General features: G+C 65.9%; 17 protein-coding genes. 7 read left to right on the top strand and 10 right to left on the bottom strand.

Features of this window, described 5'->3' with window-relative positions; all coding sequences use genetic code 11:
- Positions 1-81 precede the first annotated feature (81 nt).
- From QFZ33_RS02120 to QFZ33_RS02100, 5 genes are all read right to left on the bottom strand, one after another.
- Positions 82-3276, bottom strand: a complete 3195-nt coding sequence (locus tag QFZ33_RS02120; protein WP_307024430.1) for an Ig-like domain-containing protein — start codon at positions 3274-3276, stop codon at positions 82-84.
- A 65-nt stretch (positions 3277-3341) separates the two neighbouring features.
- Positions 3342-5381, bottom strand: a complete 2040-nt coding sequence (locus QFZ33_RS02115) for a beta-galactosidase (RefSeq protein ID WP_307024428.1) — start codon at positions 5379-5381, stop codon at positions 3342-3344.
- A 152-nt stretch (positions 5382-5533) separates the two neighbouring features.
- Positions 5534-6877, bottom strand: a complete 1344-nt coding sequence (locus QFZ33_RS02110; RefSeq protein ID WP_307024426.1) for an ABC transporter substrate-binding protein — start codon at positions 6875-6877, stop codon at positions 5534-5536.
- Between the two features lie 47 nt (positions 6878-6924).
- The gene (locus tag QFZ33_RS02105) at positions 6925-7869 is read right to left on the bottom strand and encodes a carbohydrate ABC transporter permease (protein ID WP_373427226.1); all 945 of its coding nucleotides are present in this window, start codon (positions 7867-7869) and stop codon (positions 6925-6927) included.
- Between the two features lie 2 nt (positions 7870-7871).
- Positions 7872-8804 carry a carbohydrate ABC transporter permease gene (locus tag QFZ33_RS02100; protein WP_307031609.1) on the bottom strand — a complete coding sequence of 311 codons (933 nt, stop codon included), beginning with the start codon at positions 8802-8804 and terminating at the stop codon, positions 7872-7874.
- Between the two features lie 123 nt (positions 8805-8927).
- Here QFZ33_RS02100 and QFZ33_RS02095 point away from each other — a divergent pair, with 123 nt between their 5' ends.
- The 3 genes from QFZ33_RS02095 (at position 8928) to QFZ33_RS02085 (ending at position 11872) form a co-directional block, all read left to right on the top strand.
- Positions 8928-10010: a LacI family DNA-binding transcriptional regulator gene (locus tag QFZ33_RS02095; RefSeq protein ID WP_307024423.1), complete on the top strand. Its 1083-nt coding sequence runs from the start codon at positions 8928-8930 to the stop codon at positions 10008-10010.
- A gap of 102 nt (positions 10011-10112) precedes the next feature.
- A complete protein-coding gene (locus QFZ33_RS02090; RefSeq protein ID WP_307024421.1) occupies positions 10113-10574 on the top strand; it encodes a MarR family winged helix-turn-helix transcriptional regulator in 462 nt (153 codons plus the stop codon).
- Positions 10571-11872, top strand: coding sequence for an MFS transporter (locus QFZ33_RS02085; RefSeq protein ID WP_307024419.1), 1302 nt, complete (start codon positions 10571-10573; stop codon positions 11870-11872). Before QFZ33_RS02090 ends, QFZ33_RS02085 begins: the two co-directional genes overlap by 4 nt.
- Here the strand turns inward: QFZ33_RS02085 and QFZ33_RS02080 are convergent.
- From QFZ33_RS02080 to QFZ33_RS02060, 5 genes are all read right to left on the bottom strand, one after another.
- A complete protein-coding gene (locus tag QFZ33_RS02080; protein WP_307024417.1) occupies positions 11838-12371 on the bottom strand; it encodes a GNAT family N-acetyltransferase in 534 nt (177 codons plus the stop codon). The two genes, QFZ33_RS02085 and QFZ33_RS02080, sit on opposite strands and share 35 nt — an antisense overlap.
- Positions 12372-12456: 85 nt before the next feature.
- A complete protein-coding gene (locus QFZ33_RS02075; protein WP_307024414.1) occupies positions 12457-12654 on the bottom strand; it encodes a hypothetical protein in 198 nt (65 codons plus the stop codon).
- Between the two features lie 204 nt (positions 12655-12858).
- Complete coding sequence (locus tag QFZ33_RS02070; RefSeq protein ID WP_307024412.1) at positions 12859-15096, bottom strand: immunoglobulin-like domain-containing protein; 2238 nt, start codon at positions 15094-15096, stop codon at positions 12859-12861.
- An 88-nt stretch (positions 15097-15184) separates the two neighbouring features.
- Positions 15185-18265, bottom strand: coding sequence for a beta-L-arabinofuranosidase domain-containing protein (locus QFZ33_RS02065; RefSeq protein ID WP_307024410.1), 3081 nt, complete (start codon positions 18263-18265; stop codon positions 15185-15187).
- Positions 18266-18361: 96 nt separating this feature from the next.
- Positions 18362-20857, bottom strand: a complete 2496-nt coding sequence (locus QFZ33_RS02060) for an alpha-L-arabinofuranosidase C-terminal domain-containing protein (protein WP_307024408.1) — start codon at positions 20855-20857, stop codon at positions 18362-18364.
- Positions 20858-21211: 354 nt separating this feature from the next.
- On the opposite strand from QFZ33_RS02060, the gene QFZ33_RS02055 reads away from it, so the two are divergent.
- The 4 genes from QFZ33_RS02055 (at position 21212) to yjfF (ending at position 25891) form a co-directional block, all read left to right on the top strand.
- Positions 21212-22195 (top strand): ABC transporter substrate-binding protein, encoded by a 984-nt coding sequence (locus QFZ33_RS02055; RefSeq protein ID WP_214847925.1) that lies wholly within the window; start codon positions 21212-21214, stop codon positions 22193-22195.
- A gap of 113 nt (positions 22196-22308) precedes the next feature.
- A complete protein-coding gene (locus QFZ33_RS02050) occupies positions 22309-23835 on the top strand; it encodes a sugar ABC transporter ATP-binding protein (protein WP_307024406.1) in 1527 nt (508 codons plus the stop codon).
- Entirely contained in the window at positions 23832-24875 is a 1044-nt protein-coding gene (locus QFZ33_RS02045) for an ABC transporter permease (protein WP_307024404.1), read from the top strand. The genes QFZ33_RS02050 and QFZ33_RS02045 overlap by 4 nt, the downstream gene beginning before the upstream one ends.
- A complete protein-coding gene (gene yjfF / locus QFZ33_RS02040) occupies positions 24875-25891 on the top strand; it encodes a galactofuranose ABC transporter, permease protein YjfF (RefSeq protein ID WP_307024402.1) in 1017 nt (338 codons plus the stop codon). The genes QFZ33_RS02045 and yjfF overlap by 1 nt, the downstream gene beginning before the upstream one ends.
- Positions 25892-25909: the final 18 nt, after the last annotated feature.

The raw sequence follows: 25909 nt of genomic DNA, 5'->3' as shown, positions 1-25909 counted from the left end.
TTTACGGGCAGGCCGGCTTAACGGCAGATGGCACCGGGTGCGCCCGTGGGACGCATCCGGTGCAATGCTGCAAGCCAGAACCTAGCGACCGAAGGTGACCTCGTAGTTCCGGGTCTGGCTTCCGTCTTCGCTCCGAACGGTGACCACGGCGGTTCCCGTCTGCTTGTCAGCCGGTTGCACTGTGACCGTCGCGTACGGGTCAGCGGCAGTGGCCGTGACCTCCTGGTGCGGCCCCTGCGAAGCCGCCCGATAAAAGGTGACGTCCGGGTCGAAGCCGGCCAGCGGCTGGCCGTTGACGGAGATCCCGGCCGCGGCGGCGTCGGAGGACTGGCCCGGAGCCGAGGCCAGAACCTGGACCTCACTGATCGTCATGTGGGTGTTCATGCGGGCAGTGAGCACCACGCGCACATCCTTGGTGTCCACGTTGGCCACCGGAACCGTCACCACCGGAGCAGGGCTGCCGCCGGGGACCTGCGCCGCAGCACCGGCGTTCTTCCACGTGCCGTCGGCCGCCTTGGTCTGCACCTGCAGGCTCTGGGCGTAGCTGTCCGTGGATCCGTCGCGGTAGAAGTGAACCTTCACGCCGGTCACCGTCTTCTGCTGTGCCAGGGAGACAGACAGGGTATCCGTGGTGTTCTTGGTGCCCGATTTCCAGTTGGACCAGGCCTTGTCCGTCAGGTTGCCGTTGCCCAGTCCGGCCGTGCCGTAGCCCGGCTCCGTGAACGAGGCGCTGAACGTGGCACCGCCGTCGTCGGCCACGTTGTCGGCCGTTCCCGCCGTGACCTGCACGCGCACGGTGGCCGGCAGCGTCCGGCCGTCGGCGGCGTCGGCCGTGCCCGCAACCGTGGCCACGCCGGTTTCGGCGAACGCGGGAGCCGCGTCCCAGACCACCGGCCGCTCCACCTTGCTGCCGCCGGCAGTCACCGCGGTCACCGTGGCAGGCAGCGCGGGCGTTCCGCCAACGTAGGTCTTGGCACGCGCCGGTAGCGTCGACACGAGCGTGTCGACGGTGACTTTGGCCGTCACCGGATGGGCAGCACCCAGGACGTCCGTCGCCGTTCCGCGCACGTCAACGGTTCCCGGCTTGCTCCACCGGCTCTCGGGCGGCATCGTCCAGGTCACCGGCAGTTCGCCACGGGCGCTGTCGCGGTAGACGGGCACCACCGTGGCGGGCAGCTGCGGAGCAGTCCCGGGCACAGTAAAGGCCGCGACATTCTGGAACCCCTGGACGGTCTCATCGATAACCCGCCAGCGCTGGTTCTCACCGGAGTTGGCGGTCCACAACGTCACCGGCGACCCGTCCGCTGTGGCATGCCCGCCCACCTCGAGAAGCCGGCCGGTTGCCGCGTTGACGAACGTGTACGTGCCGTCGCCGGTGGTGGACATCGTCCACTGCGAGGCGTCAGCTGGCGTAGCCTCCACCGGCACCAGCTGGGGCGTTCTGTCGACGACGGCGAGCTGCCGCCCGCCGTCGGCCGTTTCAATCGCGTAGCGGGCACGGCTGCTGTTCTCACCGCTGAGGCGGCGGATGTTCCACAGCTTGTCAGCGCCGGCGCCGGAACGGATAACGGCAGTGCTGCCGGTTCCCTGCGCAAAGGACTTGCCGCTTTCGACGCCCTTGAGGCTGTAGACGTGGTCCGCCTGCACGAGGGCGGCGTCCTTGGCCACACCGTGCACACCGTCGACGAGGAACGTCGTGACGGACTCGGCCGGTACCGTGAGGACCGCCTTGCGGTCCTTTCCGACGGCGACCGGCTCACCCTCCACGAGCGCGCCGGACGCGTCGGAAGTCACCGGGGTCACGGTGGCGTTTCCTTGGACGGCTCCGAATCCGGAGAGGTCCAGTGCCACGGGGCGCTGCTGCTTGCTGTCGTTGACATGCACCACGGTGGCGCCGGAGTCCGAGACTGCGGCCGCGCTGTTCAGGTCATCCACCTTGACCAGGCGGTCCCCGGGCTTGATGAAGTGTGTGAAGTTCCGCGCAGTGTTGAACTTGGTGTTCGTGTAGATCGGGCAGCTTTCGAGGGTGTCCCCGGCGGCGCAGTCGAAGGGCAGCTGGATCTCGCCCCAGTTGGAGCCGATTGCGCTTTCGCCGCCCGGCTTCATGTTGTTGTAGTCCTCAACGGGCTGCCAGAACACCCAGGCCTCGGGCTCCAGCTCGCGGAGGTCGTTGACCATGTGCTGGGCCAAGCCAAGGCCGGGCTGCATGCTCGTGAAGTTCTGACCGTCCATCCACGAGCCGCCGGTTTCGCTCATCCAGAGGGGCTTGTCCTCGCCCTTGGCGATGTCCCTGACGGCTGTCCGCTGTCCGGTCCCGTAGGTGTGGACGTTGAGCTGGGCCACGTTCGCCTTGGCTTCGGCGGAATAGCTGTTCCAGTTGTTGGCGAACGTCGAGGGGTTGGTCTCGTCCATGGCGCTGATGACGGCGCCGGTGTCCGCACTGGCCAGGGCCTTGGCCAGCGACTGGACCACCTTCTGCTGCAGTTCGGGGCCCATGTGGGCGCCTTCCTGGCGGCCACCGACGGGCTGGCCCGCCGAGTTCAGGCTGGTTCCCCAGTACGGCGTGTTTGGTTCGTTCATGGGATCGATCGTGTCGATCTTGATGCCGTGGGCCTTTTCAAGCTGCTTGACGACGCCCACCAGATAGGAGGAGAAATCGTCAACGCTCTCGGTCCGCAGCTGGTCCTGCGAGGAGTTGAAGCCGCCCGAAACGTAGCCGCTGACCGTCTGGAACCACGGCGGGGAGTTGCTAAAGGCTTCCCAGTGCGTGATGTCGTTCTTGATCCGGTCCACCCACCAGCGCTGCGTCTGGTCGGCGTCGAGATTCCAGTGCTCCGGATTCGCCGAATCCCACCAGTCCTTGTCCGCCCGCGTGGTGCCCGTGGGGGCATTCCACCAGCCCTCGACGGCGCCGCCGGCCCGGAGGTAGTTCTTCACGTCGGGGGCGTTGCCGCCGCCGACGTTGTACCGCGCGATGTTGAGGTTCAGCCCGTCGTCGCCGAAGACCATGTCCGCGAGCTTGTTGCGGACTTCGTCCGGATAGTCACCGGTGGCATTGGCAAACCAGACCAGGCTGGTGCCCCACCCTTCGAAGGACTCGCCCTGGTAGGACGGGTCCGGCCGCACGGTCACGGCGCCTGCCGGCACGGTTTCATCGGCTGCCTTGACCGGTGCCGGTGCTGCGAGCGCGGGTCCGGCCACGAGCCCTGCGGAGAGAACCGCCGCGGTGACGCCGGCGGCGGTCACGGCCCAGGGCCGTCTGGATCTGTTCGTCATTGAATTCCCTTCGGTGCGGTGATGCTGCTGATCTCTGGGGACTGCTGCTTTAGCTGAGCTGTTTCTTATTTGGGGGTTTTGAGAACGGCCACGCCGCGGGCGGCCAGTTTGGCGGCACGTTCGGCCGGGCTCGTGTCCGCGAGGACAGCTCCGGGGACCGCCGAGATGTCCACGGCCTGGTCAGTGCGGTTGATCAGGAAAAGGAAGCGCCCGTCCTCCCCCGTGCGGACGGCGAGTTCGACGGCGCCACGGAGTTCCGCGGGCAGTTCAGACTCGACGCCGGCCAGGCCGGCGAATTCCCGCAGGACCGGGACCAGGCCGTCGGGTCCGAGTCGCGTCGCCACGTAGCCGGCGGATCCGTTGCCTACGCTGCGCCGGGTCACGGCGGGTTCGCCTGCCCGGTCACCGGAGGTGAACCGGCGCAGGACCTTCGTGTCCCCGGAGGTAGGGGCCACCGAGTCCGCCCACAAAGTGCCGGTTGACCTGTCGTCGAGCGTGGCCTCTTCTCCGGGGGCCAGCGGCCCGAACTCTTCCACCCGGATACCCAGCAGATCGCTGAGGGCGCCGGGATACCCGCCGAGCCACACGTGGTCGTGCTGGTCCACGATGCCCGAGAAGTACGTGGTCACGAGGTGCCCGCCTGCCTCGACGAAGCTATTCAGGCGTGAACGCAGCTCCGCCGGCACCACGTGCAGGACCGGCGCGATGACCAGTTGGTAGCCGTCCACCGAAGCCGCCACTGGGAGGACGTCGGCGCGGATGCCGCTGGCCAGGAACGCCGAGTACCAGTCGAGCGCCTCCTGCCGGTAGCGGAGCCGGTCGCTCGGATGGGAGTCCAGCTCGCTGGCCCACCAGGAGTCCCAGTCGAAGAGGATTGCAGCCTTTGCGGGCTCACGGCGGCTGCCTGTGATCGCCGAGAGTTCGCCCAACGTCCGGCCCAGGGCGGTGACGTCGCGGAAGAGCCTGCTGTTGCTGCCGGCGTGCGAAACCATCGCGGAGTGGTATTTTTCCGCTCCGGCGCGGGACTGCCGCCATTGGAAGAAGCAGACCGCATCTGCCCCGTGCGCCACATGGGTAAGCGAGTCCCGGGCGAGAGCCCCGGGCTTCTTGGGTGTGTTCACGGGCTGCCAGTTGACGGCGCTGGTGGAGTGCTCCATGAGGAACCAGGGGTTGCCGCCGGCGATATTGCCGGTCAGGTTCGCGGAGAAGGACAGCTCGTCATGGTCCTGCGGGCCCGGGACCACGTAGTGGTCGTTGGAGACGAAGTCGACGTCGGCTGCCCACGCGGCGTAGTCCATTCCCTTGGTCTCCCCCATCACCATGAAATTGGTGGTGACCGGGATGTCTGGGGTGATGCTGTTGAGGATGTCGCGTTCGGCGCGGAGGTAGTCCCGCAGCGAGTCCGAGGAGAAGCGCTTGAAGTCCAACTGCTGCGTGGGGTTCGGGTAAGACGCTGCCTTGCGCGGCGGGAAGATGTGGTTCCAGTCCGCGTAGCGCTGGGACCAGAAGTCGGTCCCCCAGGCGGTGTTCAGCTCCTCAAGCGTGCCGTAGCGGCCCTGCAGCCAGCGGCGGAACGCGGCCGCTGCGTCGTCGGAATAGTCGTAGATGTTGTGGCAGCCGAGTTCGTTGGAAACGTGCCAGGCGCAGACGGCGGGGTGGTCCTTGTACCGCTCGGCCATGGTGCGCACGAGCGCCAGCGCGTGCTCGCGGAACACCAGCGACGTGGGCCGCCAGTGCTGCCGGCCGCCGGGCCAGAGGGTTTCGCCGTTCTGGGTGACCGGCAGGATTTCCGGGTGTTCGGCTGCCAGCCACGGCGGCGGGGAGGCGGTGGCGGTGGCGAGGTCCACGGCGATGCCGTTGGCGTGCAGCAGGTCCATGATGTCGTCGAGCCAGGAAAAGTCCCAGGTGTCCCGCGTTGGCTGGAGCCGGGCCCAGGAGAAGATCGCCAAAGAGACGATGTTGACTCCGGCCTCCTGCATGAGGCGGACATCCTCGGCCCAGACCTCGCGGGGCCACTGCTCCGGGTTGTAGTCGGCGCCGAAGGCCAGTCGCCTGGTGTCCGGGGACGGCCAGCGCAGCCAGCGGTGGTTGGTGGCGAGGGACATGGATCTCCTATTTTGGGTGCGTTGGGGTAGGGCGCGCCTGAGCGGCCGCGAAGTTTGGGTGGCCGCGAAGCTGGGGGGCCGTGTGATTAGGTGGCCGCGGACGCGCCGGGTTGGCGCGTCCGCGGAGGAGGGGCCGGGTTACTTACGGCCTGTTATTCCTTGACCGTGAAGCCCTGCTCGGTGCCGTACTTGACCGAGGCTTTCTGCCAAGCGGTCAGGCCGTCCTTGAGCTTGGTGCCGGAGACGTAGGCCTGGCCGGCGGTGTCGTTGAAGATGCTGTTGGCGTAGACCTGGAAGGGCAGGTAGGACCAGCCGGCGGGAACGTTCTTCGCTGACTCGGCGAAGATCTGGTTGGCTTTCTGGCCGCCGAAGTACTTGAACTGGGTGTTCTGGAATTTCTCCGACGCGAGGTCCTTTGAGGTGGCCGGGAACGCCCCGCCGTCGATCCGGGCCTGGACGCCTTCCTCCACGTTGGAGTACTTCAGGAAGCCGTACGCCAGCGCGGCCTGGCTGCTGGCGGCGGGGATGGCCAGGGAGCTGCCGCCGTTTTCGGAGCTGCTGGTGGCACCCTTTTCCCACTGCGGCAGAGGGGCGACCCGCCATTTGCCAGCGCCGTCGCCGACGCCGGAGACGAGGTTGCCCGGCATCCAGGCGCCGGTGGACAGGGTGGCGATGGTTCCGTTGCCGAGGCCCTTGTACCACTCGTCGCTCCAGGAGCTGATGGGGGCCAGGAGGTCCTCATCGATGAGCTTTTGCCAGGTCTCGGCGAACTTGGTGGACCCTTCGTCGGAGAAGTTCACGCCGACGTTGGTGCCGTCCACCTGGTAGGGCTTGCCGCCGGCCTGCCAGATCATGCTGGTGGTGAACCCCGCATCGCCGGTGTCGTTGGCGATGTAGGCCTTGGGGTCAGCCTTTTTCAGCGCGCGTCCGGCCTCGAGGAACTCATCCCAGGTGGTGGGCACCGCGATGCCGTGCTTGTCGAACAGTTCTTTGTTGTAGAACAGGGCCATGGGGCCGGAGTCCATGGGAAGGCCGTACACGCCGCCTTGTGCCTGCACCGAGGACCACGGGCCGGCCGTGAAGGTGCCGTCGAGGTCAGCAGCACCGAACTGGCCAAGGTCTGCCAGTGACTTGCTGAGGGCAAACTGCGGGAGTGCGTAGTACTCGATCTGTGCGACGTCGGGCACACCGGAGCCGGCGGAGACCGCGTTCTGGAGCGCGGTGTACTGGTCGTTGCCAGTACCCGCATTGACAAGGTTGACGTCCACATTCGGATACTTGGCCTCGAAGCCCTCGGCGACCTTCTTCAACGACTGGTCCCAGGCCCACACCGTCAGCTTGCCGCCCTTCTGGAGGGCCGCTTCGACTGCGTCGCTGTTGACCGTCTGCTGCGGCGCCGCGTTGCCGCCGCCTCCGCAGGCGGTGAGCCCCAGGGCGAGTGCGGCGGCGACAGCGGAGCTTTGCAGCAGGCCGCGGCGGGTCAGGGTCTTGATCATGTCTTCCTTCTAACTGCGTTGTTGGTGAGGGTGGGACGGGACGGGGATTATTCTTTGACGCTTCCGGCGGACAGGCCGGACTGCCAGTAGCTCTGGAGCAGCAGGAACGCTGCGATCAGCGGCAGGATGGTGAGCAGGGAGCCTGTGATGACGAGGTTGAAGATGGCTTCCCCGCCAGCGGTGGCGGCCTGCGCGTTCCAGGCATTCAGGCCCAGGGTGAGGGGGTACCAGTCCGGGTTCTTCAGCATGATCAGTGGCAGGAAGTAGTTGTTCCAGGTGGCCACCATGGTGAAGAGCAGCACGGTGACGATGCCCGGAGTCAGCAGCGGCAGGCAGACCTGGAAGAACGTGCGTGCCTCGCTGGCGCCGTCGATCCGGGCGGACTCCATGATCTCGGTGGGAATGGCCTCGGAGGCGAAGGTCCACATGAGGTACAGGCCGAAGGGCGAGATGAGCGAAGGGATGATCACGGCCCAGGGGGTGTTGGTGAGGCCCATCTGGCTGAACATGAGGAAGGTGGGAACGGCGAGGGCAGTGCCGGGGATGGCCACCGCGCCGATGACGACGGCGAACACGGCCTTCCGGCCCGGGAAGTCGAACTTCGCCAGCGCGTAGCCGCCGAGGACGGCCAGGAACGTGGCACCGCCGGCGCCGAGAACGACGTAGAGGACCGTGTTGGCGAACCAGCGAAGGAAGATCCCGCCGTCGTAAGTTGCTGTCCGGGCGATGTTGTCCCAGAGGGCAAAATCGCCGCCGAACCACAGGCCGAAGGAGTTGAGGAGGCCGTCCTGGGTTTTGGTGGCGTTAACCAGCAGCCAGAACAGCGGGGCCAGACTGTACAGCAGGACAAGCCCCATCAGGAGAGTCAGAGCCACGCTGCGGCGCGAACGCCGTGCTGTGCGCGGCGACCGCAGACGTGTGGTGCGTAAGCGGGTCGGAGACGACGTGCCTGTGCCGGCGCTGCGGGGACGGGAAGCTGTCTGAACGCTCATGGTCAGCGCTCCTTTCGCATGCCGCGGACCTGGACGGCATAGGCAATGGCCATGGTGATCAGCCCCATGATGATCGCCACCGTGGCGGAGTAGTTGTACTGCTGCCCGGAGAACGACAGGGAGAAGGCGTACAGGTTGGGCGTGAAGTAGGTCGAAATGGTGTTGGGTGAGAGGCTCTTGAGGATGCTGGGCTCGTTGAAGAGCTGGAAGCTGCCGATCACGGAGAAGATGCTGGCCACCACAATGGCGCCGCGGATTGCGGGCAGTTTGATGGCGGTTATGACCCTCAACTGGCCGGCGCCGTCGATCTCGGAAGCCTCATAGAGCGACTTGGGGATGACGGTCAGCGCGGAGTAGAAGATCAGCATGTTGTAGCCGATGAACTCCCACGTGACGATGTTTCCGATGGAGGCGAGCACCAGTTCCGAGGAGAGCGGGCTGGGCAGGTTGAGGCCGAAGGCTTGGTTGATGTTTCCCACCAGGCCGAACCGGGTGCCGTACATGAAGCCCCACATGAGGGTGGCGACGACTGCCGGCACCGCATAGGGCAGGAAGATCGAGATCCGGAAGAACGACCTTCCGTAGAGCCGGCCGCTGTCCAGGGCGAGGGCCACAACGAGGGCGATGAACAGCATGACCGGAACCTGGACTGCCAGGAACAGCGAAACCCGCCCCAGCGCTGACCAGAACTGCGCGTCTCCCAAGGCCCGGGCGTAGTTGTCCAGGCCCACGAACGCGGTGCCGCCGATGAGCTGGTTGCGGAATACGCTCAGGTAGATGGAATAGGCGATCGGGGCCAGGAAAACCAGGGCGAACACCGCCATGAAGGGGCCGATGAACAGCCAACCGGCCCAGGAACGGCGGCTGGCACGGCGGCTCGTGCGGCCGGCCGGGGCTGCCGCTCCGGCAGGCACCGTGACTTGCGGGGACGTCATTGTCATGAAAGGTCCTCTGTAGGGCTGCGTCACGTGACGGGTGACGGAAGATGTTCTGTTTGCGTAAACATCAATGTGAGGTTTTGTTAGTGTTTGCGCAAACATGATTGGTACGATGGTGACATGGAGCACGAACCCGGTCAACCCCCGGTCCACAATCTGTCCGCTGCACAGGGCGCCGCAGGCGCGGCGCTGCGGCGCAAGCCGCAAGTGTCCATGGCCGACGTCGCCAAGCTCGCTGGAGTCTCCTCCCAAACTGTTTCCCGCGTGTCCAACGGGAGCCCGGACGTCATCGAAAGCACGCGGCGCCAGGTCATTGCGGCGATGAACGAGCTGGGATACCGGCCGAACAGCGCGGCCCGGGCGCTCAAGCGCGGCAGCTTCCGGACCATCGGCGTGATCACCTTCTCGCTGTCCTCGCTCGGGAACATGCGCACTCTGGAGGCCATCGCGCTGCACGCCGCCCGGCAGGACTTCGCCATCACGCTGATCCCGGTCACAGCCCCAACCCAGGCAGGGATCCAGGGCGCGTTCTCCCGCATGGGCGAACTCGCCGTCGACGCCGTGATCGCCATCATGGAGGTCCACCTCCTGGACGCAGCGACAGTTACGCTGCCCCCGGGGGTGAAGGTGGTCGTCGTCGATTCCGACGCCGGCGAGCAGTACAGCGTGGTGGACACCGACCAGGCCGACGGCGCCCAGAAAGCCGTCAGCCACCTTTTGGATTTGGGCCACGAAACCGTTTGGCATGTCGCCGGCCCTGAAGAATCCTTCGCCAGCGAACGCCGCGCCGCCGCCTGGCGCACCACCCTCACCGCCGCAGGCAAACCAGTGCCGCCGGTGCTCCGCGGCGACTGGTCAGCGGACTCCGGCTACACCGCCGGCCTCCGGCTCGCCGACGAACCCGGCTGCACCGCCGTCTTCGCCGCCAACGACCACATGGCCCTCGGCCTCCTCCGCGCCTTCCGCGAGAAGGGAAAATCCGTCCCCGAGGACGTCAGCCTCGTCGGGTTCGATGACGTCCCCGAGGCCTCCTCCTACGCTCCCCCACTGACAACGGTCCACCAGAACTTCGCCGACGTCGGCAACCAGTGTGTGGACAACGTCCTGCAACAGATCCGCACCAACACGACCGAACCCGGCGTCACCCTGGTGCCCACTGAACTCGTAATTCGCCAGAGCACCGCGGCGCCGAAGGGGAAATAGGTCACATTCGCCTGGGTATCGGTTGCCTCGCGGGGACACTCGGGGGATGATGGTTAGAGAAGCTAATTAGCGTTGCTAACTATCAGGAGGCGCACTTCCTCAATGCCTGCGACCGAAGCGGCACACCAAGAAACCCCGCAATCCATCCGGCCGGACATGCTGGCAATCGACCTTCGGACCGCCGTGATGCGGACTTCCCGCCGGCTCCGGGTCGAAGCAACCGGCGAGGTCATCACCCCCGGCCAGTACACGGTGCTGGCCCAGCTCCACAGTGACGGCCCGCGCACACCCCGGGAATTGGCGGCACGGGAGCACGTGCAGGCGCCTTCGATGACCCGGATCGTGAACGCCCTTGCGGAGCAAAGGTTTGTGTCCCGGTCAGCGCATCCGGAGGACGGCCGCCAGATTCAGGTAGCTATCACCCCTGCCGGTGTGGACGTCCTGGAAGAGGCGCGGGAACAGCGCACCGCCTGGCTGGCCCAACGGGTGGCCGGCCTGAGCCCGGAGGACCGGCTGACCCTGAGCCGCGCCGCGCAGATCATGCAGGAGATGAGCGCCCGATGAGCGCCACCTTCCGGGCATTGCAGAACCCCAACTACCGGTTGTGGGCCGGCGGTGCCCTGGTGTCCAACATCGGCACCTGGATGCAGAGGGTCGCGCAGGACTGGCTGGTCCTGACCGTGCTCACGGACCATTCCGGAACGGCGGTCGGAATCACCACGGCCCTGCAGTTCCTGCCCATGCTGCTGCTTGGCCCCTATGCAGGAGTGCTCGCTGACCGGCACCGGAAACGCGTGATCCTGCTGTGGACGCAGACGGCAATGGGCCTGTGCGGGCTGGTCGTCGGGCTCCTGGTGGTGACCGGCGCGGCGCAACTGTGGCAGGTGTACGCAGCCGCCCTCTGCCTTGGGCTGGCAAGCGCCATCGACGGGCCGGCGCGGCAGTCCTTCGTCTCCGAACTCGTGGGACAGGACCATATCGCCAATGCAGTGTCCCTCAACTCCGCCTCCTTCAACACCGCCCGGCTCACAGGACCAGCGATCGCAGGCGTGCTCATTGCCTGGGTTGGCACCGGCCCCGTTTTCCTGCTCAACGCCGCCAGCTTTGCCGCCGTCCTGATCTCGCTGGCCCGGATCCGCGCATCGGAGCTAGTCCCGGCCGCACCGGCTATCCGCAGCAAACACCAGGTTGCCGAAGGACTGGGCTATGTGCGCCGGCGTCCTGATCTGGTGCTGATCCTCGTCCTGGTGGGCATCCTGGGGGCCTTCGGCATGAACTTCCCCATCACCAACGCCCTGATGGCCACGGCGGAATTCGGAATGGGCCCCGGTGAATTCGGACTCCTGGGCTCCATCATGGCCGTAGGGACACTGGCGGGCGCGCTGCTGGCCGCCCGCAGGTCGCGCCCGCGGCTGCGTTTCCTGCTTGGCGGAGCGCTGGGCCTCGGCTTCTTTACGTTGGTGGGCAGCGTCTCGCCGTCGTTCTGGCTGTACGCCGCCATTCTGGTCCCGGTGGGCCTCGCATCGATTACCTTCCTGAACAGTTGCAATACGAGCATCCAGCTCTCAGTGGAGCCACCATTCCGGGGACGAGTGCTTGCCCTTTATCTGGCAACCCTGCAGGGCGGGACTGCCTTGGGGGCCCCGCTCATGGGCTGGCTCGGCAGCACCTTCGGCGCCCGCTGGTCAGTGGCGGTAGGCGGCGCCGTCGTCCTGCTGACCGGATTGCTCGCAGTGATTGTGGTGGTCCGCAGCAGCCGTCTGACCTTGCGGCAGCAACTTTTGGCCTCCTTCCCGAGGAGGCGGACGCAACCGGGGAGCGCCGTCGTCAGCCCTTCCCCGGGAGGGCGTACTCCAGGATGAAGTCATTCTCCACCGAGTCGCCCAAGGTGAATGACTTGGTCCCCACCTTGGCGAAGCCTGATTTCTCGTAGAAGCGGATGGCCCTGGCGTTCTGACTGTTGACTCCCAGCCAGACGGTGGCCGCTCCCTGCTCTGCTGCCCAGTCCAAAGAGGCCCGCATCAGGGTGGTGGCTGCGCCCCGTCCGTGGTGGTCCGGGTGCACGTAGCACTTGCTCAGTTCGACGGACCGCTGCGCGTCCAGGGCGCGGAGCACGTCGGGGTCCGTTGACTGCCGGTCGACGAGCAGGGTGTACCCGTCAAGCCGGCCGCCCTGCTCAAGCACCAGGATGGCTATGTTGCTGTCCGCGAGGTATTCCCTGAACCTGTCCTCGCTGAGCGTCCGCCTGAGGTGGAGCTGGATGTCCTCCGGCGAGGAGCCCGGCGGGCAAGCGAGCGGGAAAGTGGCCGCCGCCAAGTCAGCCAGGGCAGCAGCGTCACCGGGAAGGGCCTTGCGGATCATTGAAACTCCGATGTGTGCGAGCGGGCAGGAATCACTAGAAGGATTCTAGGCTTGGCCCAACTCCGGTTCGACGCGTACCCCGAAGTCAGCGGCTACCGGGCGCCTTCGGCTCAACGGCCCAAGCAAGGCGGTGCAGGACGCTGGCGGTCCGGCCCCGGAACGTGTTCCAGGCAGCCGATCGGGGCGTCGAGTTCTCGGCAACAGTCGGAGCCTGGGGCAGGGCGCTTGTGGCCAGGCTGTCAGACCCGGCCAGGAACAGGGCCATCATGCCGGTGCTATCCATGTATTTCTCCAGAACGATCTCAACAATTTTGGGGGATGGTGGGCCCCAGCCCAGTCCCCACCCATTATTCCCGACTGGTCAACCGGTTGATGACCCGGCAGACGCCAGCATTCACAAGAAGTACGGCAAGAGATAAAAACGTAAAGACCAGGGGGCTCCGCCGGTACCGGCGGAGCCCCCTGGCTTTAGCGAACCAGAACTACATCACAGCTGCGTGTGCAGCCGCTCCAGCTCCGTCTTGGTGACGGGCAGGACCGTGCCGTGGCGCGGAGCCCGCGGCAGTTCGTAGTTGGTGGAGAGCTTCCAGTTCGGGTTTTCGAGGCTGGTGCTTTCCAGCGGGATATAGCCGCGGCCGCCGAACTCGTCGACGAACAGGTAGTACTTCTCCTCTGTGTTCGACTTGAAGATGGTGGGCCCTTCCACGCCGCCGGTTCCGGCCTTTTTGCCGATGCAGTTGCCCATCAGCGTCCAGTTGCGCGGGTTCGTGGCGGGCAGGTCGATGGCCAGCAGGTCGCTCGACTTTTCCTGCATGATGTCCAGGCAGCCGGAGACCTGGCCCTCGTCCTTGGTGAACCGGTAGTACGTGTCGCCCTCCTTGATGACGGTGGAGTCGATCACCGAGTTGCCGGGGTCGTTCCACACCTTGGCTTCGGTGAAGGTCCGGAAGTCCCGGGTGGTGGAGTACATCATCTTGTTGTAGGTGCCGCCGGTGTGGTTGGGGTCGTCGTCGGCGTAGATCTTGGAGGCCCAGTAAACAACGTAGGCGCCGATCTTCTCGTCGTAGTGCGCTTCCGGAGCCCAGGTGTTCCCCGCGGTGTCCGGCGAAACCTTCACGTGCCGCTGCCCGGACCAGTTCACCAGGTCGGTCGATTCCCAGACCTCGATGTACTGGCTGCCCTGGCGCTGGGAGGAGTCCCAGCTGGTGCCGCTGCCGATGGAGAGGTCGGTGGCGATCATGTAGAACTTGTCGCCCTCCGGGGAACGGATGATGAACGGATCGCGCAGGCCCTTGGTGCCCAGGCCGGACTTGAGGACCGGCTTCCCGCCGTTCAATTCGTCCCACTTGAGCGCGTCGTTGCCGCGGCTGGCGGCCATGTAGATGTTCTCGCCGGCAAGGTCGTTGCCCGTGAAGTACGCGAACGCGTAGCCTTCCTTGGCCTCGGCCTTGGGCAGCGGCAGCACCGTGACGCGGAACTTCTTCCTGTCCTTGGTCTTGCCAAGGGACACAGTGGCGTGCAGGTTGAGCTTCGCCGGAGCAGTGCCGTAGGCCGGCCGCGTAACCTCACCCGTGGCCGCGATCGCCGCGGTATCGCTCGACTCCCATGCCACCTTGGTGCCGTACAGCCCCGCGGTCGGCAGGGTGATGTTCCCGCGGACCGCATCCGCGTCCCACACATTCAGGGCTGCGGCTGCCTCAGCGACCTTCTGCTCGTCGCTGATGTCCTCCGGCACCGTGACGGTAAAGGATTTCGACGCCGATGCCTCCCCTGAGGTAGCAGTGGCGGTCAGCGTCACCGTCGCATCTCCGGTTCCGTGGGCCGGCCGGGTCACGGCTCCCTGTGCGGACACGGTGGCCGGATCCGAGGAGGACCAGGCGTAGGCCGAGCCGTTGGGCCCGGTTGTGGGCAGCTTCAAATTAGTGGTCACCGCGGAGGTGTCCCCCAGCGACAGGCCCTGCAGGTCGAGGGCAACCCGCTGCTCGGGGGAAACATAACCGAGCTCCCGCACCTCGTCGGCCGAGAGGGCGCGGTTGTAGATGCGGAAGTCGCGGACCTGGCCTTTGAGGTACTTGTCGCCGCTGTAGACGGACCGCCCGAGGTAGTTCGCCGCCGTCGTTCCTCCCCCAATGCTCCCGGGGGTGATGGTGACGCCGGTCTTCCGGGCGACCTCGGTGCCGTCCTCGTAGAGCACGGCGGTACCGCCGCTGAGCGTGTAGGTGATGGTCTTCCAGGCCCCGCGCGCCAGGTCCCGGTTGGCGCTGAGGGTCTGCTCAGTTGACCAGTTGCCGCTGGCGATGGACGTCCGGTACGCGTTGCCGGTGGTGAAGAGGTAGCCGTTGCCGGTGCCGTTGGTGGTGTTGCCCATCCCCCAGATGAAGTAGGGGGCGCCCTGGTCGGCCGCGAGCTTCACGTCCGTGGAGACGGTGATGGAGTTGAGCCCGCGCATGACGTCGTTGGGCAGGCGGACGTGGCCGTTTGTCCCGCCGAGCTGCAGCCCTTCGCTGCCCAGCGTGGTGGCGTCACCGCTGATCACGCCGTTGCGGCCGTTGCCGGAGCTGTCTTCCGCCACGGTCCCGGCGGTTTCCGTCAGGTTGTATTTGAGGACCAGGCCGTCGTCGACGGCGGCATGGGCCGGTGCTGCGGCGGCCAGCCCGCCGAGCGCCAGCGCAGCCGCGGCAATCAGCGCCGGGCCCGTGCGGGCCCGTGAGGAGGTAGGAAACATTGAGGCACTTTCGTTCGGGCGGCCGAAGCCGCTGCTTGGAATGGCGGGAATGAAGCAATCGGGAAGGGACGACGTCGGACTGGCCGGCTTAGGCGGTCAGCCGGACCACCAGCGCCTGACCGCCGCTGACCAGGAGGCTTTGCAGGGCCTGGTCAGGAACGCTGCGGGTGGCGCCGTCAATGTACTGCTCGAGATAGTGCACGGCCTTGGCCGTGGTCTTCTGGGCGAGCGCCTTGTTGGCCGATTTCAACCGGGCGCCGAGCATGTCGGAGGTTTCAGCCGTGATCCTGCCGGCTGCCAGCGCGGCATCTGCAATCTCCTGAAGGTCGTCGATCTCGCCCTCCGGAGTGCCGTAGGCCGCCTGCTGGGCCGCCTTGGAGATGCGGTCCGCGTCGGGGCGGGTGAGGGAGCCCTCGGCAACCCAGGCGTCCGTCACCTGGGTGACGCGCCGGAGAAGCTCCGGCTTGTTGGCGAACGGTGCCGACTGCCAGACGTCGTCCAGGAGCGTGGTCTTGTCTGCTCGCTCCGGGTTGGCCACACCGGACTCCACGCCACCGAACACCACGGAGGCCTCGGCGCGCCGGAAGTACGAGTGGAAGGCGTCCTCGGTTCCTTCGAGGAACGGGGCAAGCTCCACTCCTCCCAGGGTGAAGTGCAGGGGCTTGCCCGCCACCGGCTGGAGAGCCGGGGCCAGATCACCGCTGAGTCGGGCTGCTCCGTAGAGGCTGAACGGCAGCAGGGTGGTCCGGGCGTCGCGGGCCACGAGGTGCACCGGACCGTACATGAGGGTCTGGACCGTGGGATCGTCCAGGGCCCGCTCTGCACGGAGGACGAACGGCATCTCCACGTCCACGCTGTCCCCGCTCTTCCATGCCCTGTCAATGCCCAGGTAGGTGCCGGGCGTGGCCGCCGCATCAACAGGCGCACCGTTGACCCGGACCGTGAAGCCGGCCGTCGCCCACGCCGGAACGCGCAGCCGGAGCTCGAACTGCCCGGATCCCGCAATCTGCAGCGTTGTCCGCTGTTCGAAGGGGTAGGAGGTCCTCTGCGTGACCGTGACGTTCTTCGCGGCCCAGCGGAGCGTCGACGGAATGTAAAGGTTGACGTAGAGCGCGCTGCCGTCGTCGGCGGTGAAGTAGACGGAATTCTGGTACTTCGTTGCCGATTCGAGGCCGGTGCCCTCGCAGCACGTGGTGCCCTGCTTGGGAGTGAAGTCGCGGACGGCGCCCGGCTGCAGGCCGATGAAGTAGGTGGCCAGCGGCATTTCGGCGTTTTCCTGGTCCTGCTTGGAGCCGAGGACCTGGTTGAAGAGCGCCCGCTCGTAGTAGTCCATGTACGCGGGATTCTGGTCCTTGAAGAACAGTTCGCGGGACAGCTTGAGCATGTTGTAGGCGCAGCAGCTCTCGGCGTCGGTCGCGTTCAGGGTGGCCGCGATCTTCTCGCGCTCCTTCCAAAACTCGCCCTGGCTGGTCCCGCCGATGCTGAACATGCGGGTTGGCACCACCAGGGTCCAGAAATTGCGGGCCGCGGTGAGGTACCGCTCCTCGCCGGTGGCGTTGTACATCAGGACCAGCCCGGTGAAGATCGGGATGTGCTGGTTGGCGTGCAGGCCCGCGAGGATGTCCTTGTTCTGGGCGCACGCATCGATGAGGGAGTCGAGGTCGAAGTACTTGGCGAGCTCCAGGTGCTCCGGCTTGCCCGAGTGCCCATAGGTCTCCAGGATGGCCTCCACGACGCCGCCGTATTCGCCGCTGGAGAAGATTCCCCACATGCGCTGGCGTACTGCCGGGCTGAGTTTGCTCAGCCGGGAGTGCATCCAGTCGCAGAGCCCCGTTGCCAGATCCAGCGCCTTCGGCTCCCCCGTTGCCGTGTAGGCGTCAAGGAGGCCCTTCAGGATCTTGTGCGCCGTGTAGTAGGGGGCCCAGACGCGGAAGTAGTCCGGCGTGGTCCTGCTCTCCAGTTCGATGAACTGGGTCTCCGGGTACGCTGCAAGGAAGCCGGGGTGGCTGGGCAGGCCCCACGTGCGCCGGACCGTGGCGTGCCGGCCCTTGCCGGAGGAATCGGCCAGCACGGAGCCGCCGGTTTCGCCGCAGGCCAGGGAGGCGACGTCGCCGTTCCCGGCCGAGGTGCCCGACGCGCGGGCTGCCGCCAGCTCTGCGATCTGCCCTGCGGTCAGCGCGGCGGACCAGATGTTCACGTCCTGGTAGGCACCGGCAAAGGTGGGGTCGTTGTACTGCGACCGGCCGAGCCACACGTTTGCCAGGCTTCCGAGCTGTGCGGGCGTCAGGGTCATGGCGGTGTTCTGGCCGGCCTGCCGGCCGTTGACGTAGAGCGCTCCGGTGCGGCCGTCCAGGGTGACCGCAACGTGGCTCCACTCGTTGACCGGCAGCGGGGCGGAGCCCACGATTGTCTGCTCACCCCCGGCAAAGTTCCGGGTGATGGCGAACCGCGGCAGCCCGGCGCCGTCGCGCTGGGCGAGGAAGGCGTACGTTTTGGTGTCGTTGCCGAAGTCGAAGATCCGGGCCCAGTTTGCCGCCGCCGCGGGGCGCACCCACGCAGCGAAGGTCATGCCCGTCAGCCCGTCGACGGACCCTGCGGGCAGGTGGCCGTAGACGTAGGAACCCCTAGCTATGTCGACGGCGGTCCCGGCCAAACGTCCGGCAACGGCCTGGATGGAGGGTTCCTGGGAGAGCGCCTGCCGGCATTCGTGCAGGGACGTCACCAGATTCCGCAGCTTCGTTCCGAAGGCCTCCTCCCCCGTGCCCGCATAGGCCTGGGCGAGCATGGACATGTGATGGCCGGTGAAGTGGCCGCGCAGGTTGCCGTTCGCCTCGCCGTCGAGCCCTTCCCAGCCTCCCGCCGGGAGCGGAACCACCCCGTCAAGCGGCCGCAGGCCGGCGTTGGCACGGAAGACGTTGAGGTAGCGCCGCTCGTCGTACCCGCGGGCGAAGTTCAGGATCAGCTCGCGCTTCCGGGCGAACACGCCCGGGCCCAGGCTGACATCGGAGAGCTTGAAGGGACGGACGGCCGCCGCCGCTGCGGCAAGTGCAGTGGTCATGGGGCCCTCCGCGGCCGTTGCGGCTGCCGAGGCGAGCGATGGCAGCCAGGGCAGGGCGGCCGCGGCCGCCCCAAGCCGAAGGATGTTGCGCCTGGACACGTGATTCGTCATTGGATCTCCTAGGGAAATGGTCCGCGTAAAGGGGAAGGCCCGGCTGTGCAATCCAGCCGGGCCTTCCCGGTCAAAGCCGTGGCTTTGGTGTGCTGCCTACTTGCGGGCTGCGGCGAGCCGGATGAAGGTCACCGAGTTGGGCTCGAACTCGTAGGTGAATGCCTCGCCTGCTCCGTTGAAGGTGCTCGGCGCCGGGGCAAGGTTCTGCCCGTCGGCGGTCTGGGTCAGGGTGGTCACCGCCGCCGTGGAGCTGATGCCCGAGGCGCCTGCCACCTCGATGTCCACCGGCGTCTTTTCAGCCTTCGTGTTGACCACCTTGACGATGGTGTCGCCGGACTTGGCATCCTTCGTGACGACGGAGTAGACGGGATCGGCCTGCGTGTCGTCCACCGTGCCCCACAGGACGTTGTCCAGGTACAACTTGGCCGTTCGCCCGGAGACCTCGACCCGGATGTCGTATTCATGCCCGGTCTGGATCACCGTGTTCTTTTCGATGACGTTCGTCTTGCCACCGTTGACGGCCTTTTCGACGACGGACTTCGAGTTATTCCAGCCGCCGAGGTTCCACCAGAAGTAGTTTCCGGTGTCCTTGACGCCGAAGGAGACGAGGAAGCCTTCAGAACCGGCCAGCTTGGTTGCCTTGGTGCTGAGCGTGTAGTTGCTCCAGTCCGCGCTTCCGGCGGTCACCATCGTGTTCTGGGCGGTGGTGCTGGACTGGACGTAGCCGCCGTCCTTGATGGACCAGGATCCGGTGCCGTTGCCGGTCCAGGCAGCCGCCGTTCCGGAGAAGTCGTCGCTGAACAGCGTGGCGCCGTCCGCCCCGGTGACCTTGACGTCGTCGTAGCGGGCGGAGGTGGCCCACGTGGAGAGGCCGATCTTGCCGGAAATCGGCACCACGGTGGAGGCCGGGTTGTCCTGCGTGCTCGGAACCACCTGGGTGCCCACGTTGTTCATGAACAGCTTCTGGACCTCGTAGTTGGGGGTGGTCCGCACGGACGTGCCGTTGAAGAACATCATGTCCGGGCTCCACTGCGTGTTGGCCTCGTTTGCGATCAGCGGCGCGTAGGACGCCATCTTGACCACGTCCGCGTTCCGCTCCAGGCCGGTCATGTAGGAGGCTTCCGCCAGTGCGTTCTCCGGCTTGTTCCCCTGCGACGCGTACTCGCCGAGGAAGACCTTGTAGCTGTTGCGGTCGTAGGAGTCGTAGCGGTGGTTGTTGTTCAGGAACCATGAGGGCGTGTTGTAGTAGTGCTCGTCAACGAGGTCCACGCCCGTGGTGGCGTTGAAGTTGGCGAGGTCGTCGAACTCGGGACCCTGGCTGAACGGCCCCGTGTTACCGATGATCTTGATCTCGGGGTGGGCCTTGCGGACGGCGTTGTAGAACTGGGTGAAGTACTGCTTGAATGCAGGCTTATACTCCTCGTTGCCCAGGCTGATGCGGTCCAGGTTGTAGGGTGCCGGGTGGCCGTAGGCGATGCGCTTGGCGCCCCACTCGGTGCTGGCGTCGCCGTTGGCGAACTCGATCAGGTCCAGCGTGTCCTGGATGTACCGGTCAAGCGTCGCCTGGTCCGGGGCCTGGTTGGTGTCGCCGCAGCCGGTCACGCCCACCGGGACCACCGGCACGGGGGCAGCCCCCATGTCCTCGGCCCACTGGAAGTACTCCATGTAGCCCAGGCCGTAGGTCTGGTTGTAGCCCCAAAAGTTGCGGTTGGCCGGACGCTGCTCCACCGGCCCGATGGTGTCTTTCCACTGGTAGGTGCGGGCCCGGGTGTAGTTGGGAGCCGAGTAGGTGTCGTAGCTTCCGGTGTTGACGATGCAGCCGCCGGGGAAGCGCAGGAACCCGGGGTGCAGGTCGTTGATCTTCTCGGCGAGGTCCTTGCGGAGCCCGTTTTCCCTGCCGTTCCAGGTGTCCTTGGGGAACAGCGAAACCATGTCGAGCCGGACGGTGCCCGTTCCCTGGACAAGCGTGGCGAGCCGGCCGGCGCCCGTGGAGGACTTGGGCGACAGGGTCACCTCGTATTTGGCCCAGCTGTCACCCTTGATCTTGACGGTGGCGATGTCCAGCCGGGTGCCCTCCGGGGTCTCCAGCGTCACGGCAAGGGTTGACCCGGCGGGGTTGGAGGTCCGCGCCCACACCGAGTAGTTGTACTTCTTGTGCGCTTCGAGCTTCTGGCCGGCGTTCCAGCCGCTGTTGCGCACACCCACTCCGGCGCCGGTTCCCGCGCCGGCCGTCGTGGCATCGATCTGCAGGTAGTTCCGGTTGTTTTCGTTCAGCCGGTTGTTGTCATTGACGACGGCGACTGTTCCGTCACTGCCCCGCTTCAGGGTTTCCCAGGCGGTCATCGGCGTGTAGGTGCGGTTGTCCCCGGAGTTGAATTCGAAGGACCGGTTCTGGACAAGTTCCGCATAGATGCCGCCGTCGGCGCCCTGGTTGATGTCCTCGTAGAAGGCCCCGTACATGGTCGAATCAATCGAAGGCCCGGAACCGGCGGCGTTGATGCTGATGGTCCGGTTCTCGCCCGACTCGGCGTTGGCGCCCAGGGCCGGCGCGAGGGACAGCAGCGCAGCCGAGAGGGATCCGGCAAGCACCATGGTGCAGGCACGCCTGGCGGGACTTGGTGGTTTTGATGGCATGGAAGGGAAGGCCTTTCTCCATTGAACGGTTCGCCGGCACTGGTTTGACTAGGCTGCGGTGCGCAGCAACCTAATTTGTGAACGCTAACAAATCGCCGACCGGAGTCGAGTATTCGACATCTTTCGGCTCTTGTAAAGGGCATTCTCAAAATCGACAGCCATTCCGGGGGGTGCTTCGAAATTGTGACCGAAGCTACTTGACGGGCCAGATTGTTAGCGTTCACAATGATGCACAGAGCATCAGCTCACTTCAGCAATGGCGGTGTTTGAAGTCTCCCGCCTGCATGAAACTAACGCTTCCGGGAGGATGTTGTGTTTAAGAAATCCCTGCTTGCGGTGGCCGCCGCATCAATGCTTACCCTCACTGCCTGCGGCGGAACCGCGGGAGCCGGCAGTGCTGCCGGCAACTCCGGCGATGACAAGATCACCATGGGCTTCGCCCAGGTCGGCGCCGAGAGCGGCTGGCGAACCGCCAACACCAAGTCGGTCCAGGATTCGGCGAAGACTGCCGGAGTGGACCTGAAGTTCTCCGACGCCCAGCAGAAGCAGGAGAACCAGATCAAGGCAATCCGCTCCTACATCCAGCAGAAGGTCGATGTCATTGCCTTCTCCCCCGTGGTGGAGTCGGGCTGGGACACGGTGCTGAAGGAAGCCAAGACCGCAAAGATTCCGGTCATCCTGACGGACCGCGCCGTGGACTCGTCCGACAAGACGCTGTACAAGACCTTCCTGGGCTCTGACTTCGTCGAGGAAGGCAAGAAGGCCGGGGACTGGCTGGTCAAGGACTCCAAGGCCGCCACGGATACCGTCAACATCGTGGAAATCCAGGGCACCACCGGATCCGCACCGGCGAACGACCGCAAGGAAGGCTTCGCCGAGGCCATCAAGGCTGACCCGAAGCTGAAGATCGTCGCCTCGCAGAGCGGCGACTTCACCCGCAGCGGCGGCAAGCAGGTCATGGAGGCCTTCCTGAAGAACAACGCTGACATCGACGTGGTGTTCGCCCACAATGACGACGAGGGCCTGGGCGCCATCGAGGCAATCGAAGCCGCCGGCAAGGTTCCCGGCAAGGACATCAAGATCATCACGATCGACGCCGTGAAGGACGGCATGACCGCGCTGAGCAACGGCAAGATCAACTACATCGTCGAGTGCAGCCCCATGCTCGGCGACCAGCTCATGGATCTGGCCAAGAAGGTCATTGCCGGCGAGAGTGTGCCCGAGCGCGTGGTCACCGAGGAGACCACCTTCACGCAGGAGCAGGCCAAGCAGGTTCTTGCCAGCCGCCCCTACTAAGCCGCGGCGCACCTGTTCGTCCGTGCGGCGGCGGATCACCGCCGCCGCACGGCACACCAAGCACAGCCCGGCAGCCAGTTGCATGGCAGACCCAGCACAGAAAAGACACGAGGATGAACGAAATCGTTCCGGTCGTCGAGATGACCGACATAGCTATTGGATTCCCAGGAGTTAAGGCGCTCGACGGCGTTGACTTCCGCCTCTTCCAAGGTGAAGTCCACGCCCTGATGGGAGAGAACGGCGCCGGCAAGTCCACGCTGATCAAGGCCCTGACCGGCGTCTACACCATTGATTCCGGCACCATCACGGTACTCGGCGAACCGAAGCGGTTCTCGACTCCGGGCGAATCCCAGGCGGCCGGCATCAGCACCGTTTACCAGGAAGTCAACCTCTGCCCCAACCTCACCGTTGAGGAAAACGTCCTGCTGGGCCGTGAGCCCCGCCGTCGGGGTTCCATCGACTGGAAAGGCGTGCGGTCCCGGACCCGGGAGGTCCTCGCCGAACTGCAGCTGGACCACATCGATCCAGGATCGCTGCTGTCCGCCCATTCCATCGCCGTCCAGCAGCTGATCGCCATCGCCCGCTCGGTGGAGATCAACGCCAAGGTCCTCATCCTGGACGAGCCGACGTCGAGCCTGGACGCCGACGAGGTCAACCAGCTTTTCCGCGTCATCCGGGACCTGCGCGACCGCGGCGTCGCCATCCTGTTTGTCTCCCACTTCCTGGAGCAGGTCTACGAGATCTCGGACCGCATGACCGTCCTCCGCAACGGCAAACTCGTGGGCGAATATCTGACCCGCGATCTGTCCCGGATGAGCCTCATCTCCAAGATGATCGGCAAGGACATGGAAGCCCTCGCCGAACTGGACCAGGCCCCCGCCCGGACGCGGGCCAGCAACGGCGCCGGCGTCACGCCGTTCATCGAGGCCCAGGGCCTCGGCCGGAAGGGATCGGTATCCAACGTGGACCTCTCCATCTATCCGGGCGAGGTGGTGGGCCTGGCCGGCCTGCTCGGTGCCGGGCGGACAGAGATTGCCCGGCTCTTTTTCGGCGCAGACAAGGCCGACGAAGGCACCATCAAGGTCAAGGGCGCCAGCCAGAAGATCCGTTCCCCGCGTACCGCGATCGACAAGCGCATCGGATTCTGCTCGGAGGACCGCAAAGAGGAAGGCCTCATCGGAGACCTCACCGTGCGGGACAACCTGGTGCTGGCCATGCAGGCCAGCAAGGGCTGGGCGCGCCGCATCCCCCGCCGGGTCCAGGACGAACTGGTGGCCGAATACATCGAGGCCCTCGACATCCGACCGGCCAACCCCGACGCCCTCATCCGCAACCTCAGCGGCGGAAACCAGCAGAAGGTGCTCCTGGCCCGCTGGCTGGTGACCCATCCCGAACTCCTGATCCTCGACGAGCCCACCCGCGGCATCGACATCGGCGCCAAGACCCAGATCCAGAAACTCGTCAACAAACTCGCCGCCGACGGAATGTCCATCCTCTTTATCTCCTCCGAGCTCGAGGAAGTGCTGCGCGTGAGCGACCGCATCGCCGTCATCAAGGACAGGGCAATGGTCGCCGAAATTAACAACGACGGCGTCTCCGTGGAAGACGTCATGACGGTCATCGCCGGAGGCACCCAGTGAAATCCCTTCTAAAACACCGCCTTGCGTGGCCGGTGATTGCCCTCGCAGCGCTGCTGCTGCTGAACCAGGTCTTCAGGCCTGACTTCATGAGCCTTCGGATGCAGGACGGGCACCTCTACGGCAGCCTGGTCGACATCATGCGCAACGGCGCACCCACCATCCTCATTGCCCTGGGCATGACCCTGGTCATTGCCACCCGCGGCATCGACCTTTCGGTGGGGGCAGTTGTGGCGATCGCCGGCGCGGCCTCATGCGCCTACATCGCCGCATCACCCGAACCCGGGTCCCCGGTAACGGCTGCGACGGCGGTCCTCATCGCCGTCGTCGCCGGCCTTGCCCTGGGTGTGTGGAACGGCTTCCTGGTGTCCACCATCGGCGTCCAGCCGATCATCGCCACCCTGGTGCTGATGACGGCGGGCCGCGGCGTGGCCCAGCTCATCACGGGCGGGCAGATCGTCTCTGTGTCCAACGACTCCTACAAGTCGATAGGCGCCGGGTACCTGTTCACCCTTCCGATCTCCATCCTGATCACCGCGGCGGTTTTTGCCCTGGCGGCCGTCCTCACCCGGCGCACCGCACTGGGAACCCTGATCGAGGCCGTCGGCATCAACCCGGTCGCCAGCCGCCTGGCCGGGCTCCGCGCGCGGAACATCATCTGGATTGTCTACGTCTTCAGCGCCGTGTGTGCCGCGATCGCCGGCCTGATGATCAGTTCCAACGTCACGGCGGCCGACGCCAACAACGCCGGCCTCTACATCGAAATGGACGCCATCCTGGCCGTGGTGATCGGCGGAACCTCGCTGGCAGGCGGGCGGTACACGCTGGTGGGAACCGTCGTCGGGGCCTTCATCATCCAGACGCTGACCACCACCGTCTACACCCTCGGCATCCCGCCGGAAGTGACCCTGGTGTTCAAGGCCCTGGTGGTCATCACCGTTTGCCTCCTGCAGGCTCCGAAGGCGCGGAACCTGCTCAGCCGTTTCAAGGCAGCCCCCAAGCCCGCCGCCAAGGAAGCCGCAAAGGAAAAGGTCGCCATCTAATGTCCCCGCTGTCCACGCTTACGCCCCTGACCGTCAAGAAGCCTTCGCCGGCGCGCAACCGCCTCCGTGGGGGCGCGCGCTACGCGCCGACGCTTGCGACGGTGGGCCTGTTCATCGCCATGTTCGCCGTGGGGGCGGGGATGTACCCCAGCTTCCTCTCCGGCCAGGTCTTCCTGAACCTCTTCATCGACAACACCTTCCTCATCGTGCTCGCCGTCGGCATGACCTTCGTGATCCTCACCGGCGGCATCGACCTTTCGGTGGGGGCCGTCGTCGCCCTGTCCATGATGGTGAGCGCCACGCTCCTGCAGCAGGGCTGGAACCCGGGCGCCGTCATCGTCCTGGTGCTGCTCATCGGCGGCGGGCTGGGCCTCCTGATGGGGCTGATCATCCAGTACTTCGACATCCAGCCCTTCATCGTCACGCTGGCAGGCATGTTCCTGGCCCGCGGCCTCTGCTACGTCATCAGCCTCGATTCGATCCCGGTCAACGAGGCGTTCTTCACCGGCATGGCGCAGGCGCAGATCCCGCTGCCCGGGGACCTGTTCGTCTCGCCGGGCGTCCTCCTGGCGCTGGGGATCGTGGCCGTAGCCTTCTTCGTCCTGCACCACACGCGCTTCGGCCGGACGGTCTACGCGATCGGCGGCAACGAACACTCCGCGATGCTGATGGGCCTGCCCGTGAAGGCCACCAAAATCCTGGTCTATGCCCTGAGCGGTCTCTGCTCCGCAATTGCCGGCATCCTGTTCTCCTTCTACAGCCTCTCCGGCTACAGCCTCGCGGCCCAGGGCATGGAGCTCGACGCCATCGCGGCCGTGGTCATCGGCGGCACCCTGCTGACCGGCGGCACCGGCTACGTCCTGGGATCCGTCGTCGGCGTGCTGGTGCTGGGGATCGTCCAGACCTTCATCGCCTACGACGGAACCCTCAGTTCCTGGTGGACGAAGATCGTCATCGGCGGCCTGCTCCTCGTTTTCATCCTGCTGCAGCGGCTCTTCGCACGGAAGGCACGCTGACTGCTCCGCTTCGCCCGT

The organism is Arthrobacter globiformis, from assembly GCF_030815865.1.
GTDB lineage: Bacteria > Actinomycetota > Actinomycetes > Actinomycetales > Micrococcaceae > Arthrobacter > Arthrobacter globiformis_B.
This window is presented reverse-complemented; position numbering and strand designations above follow the sequence as displayed.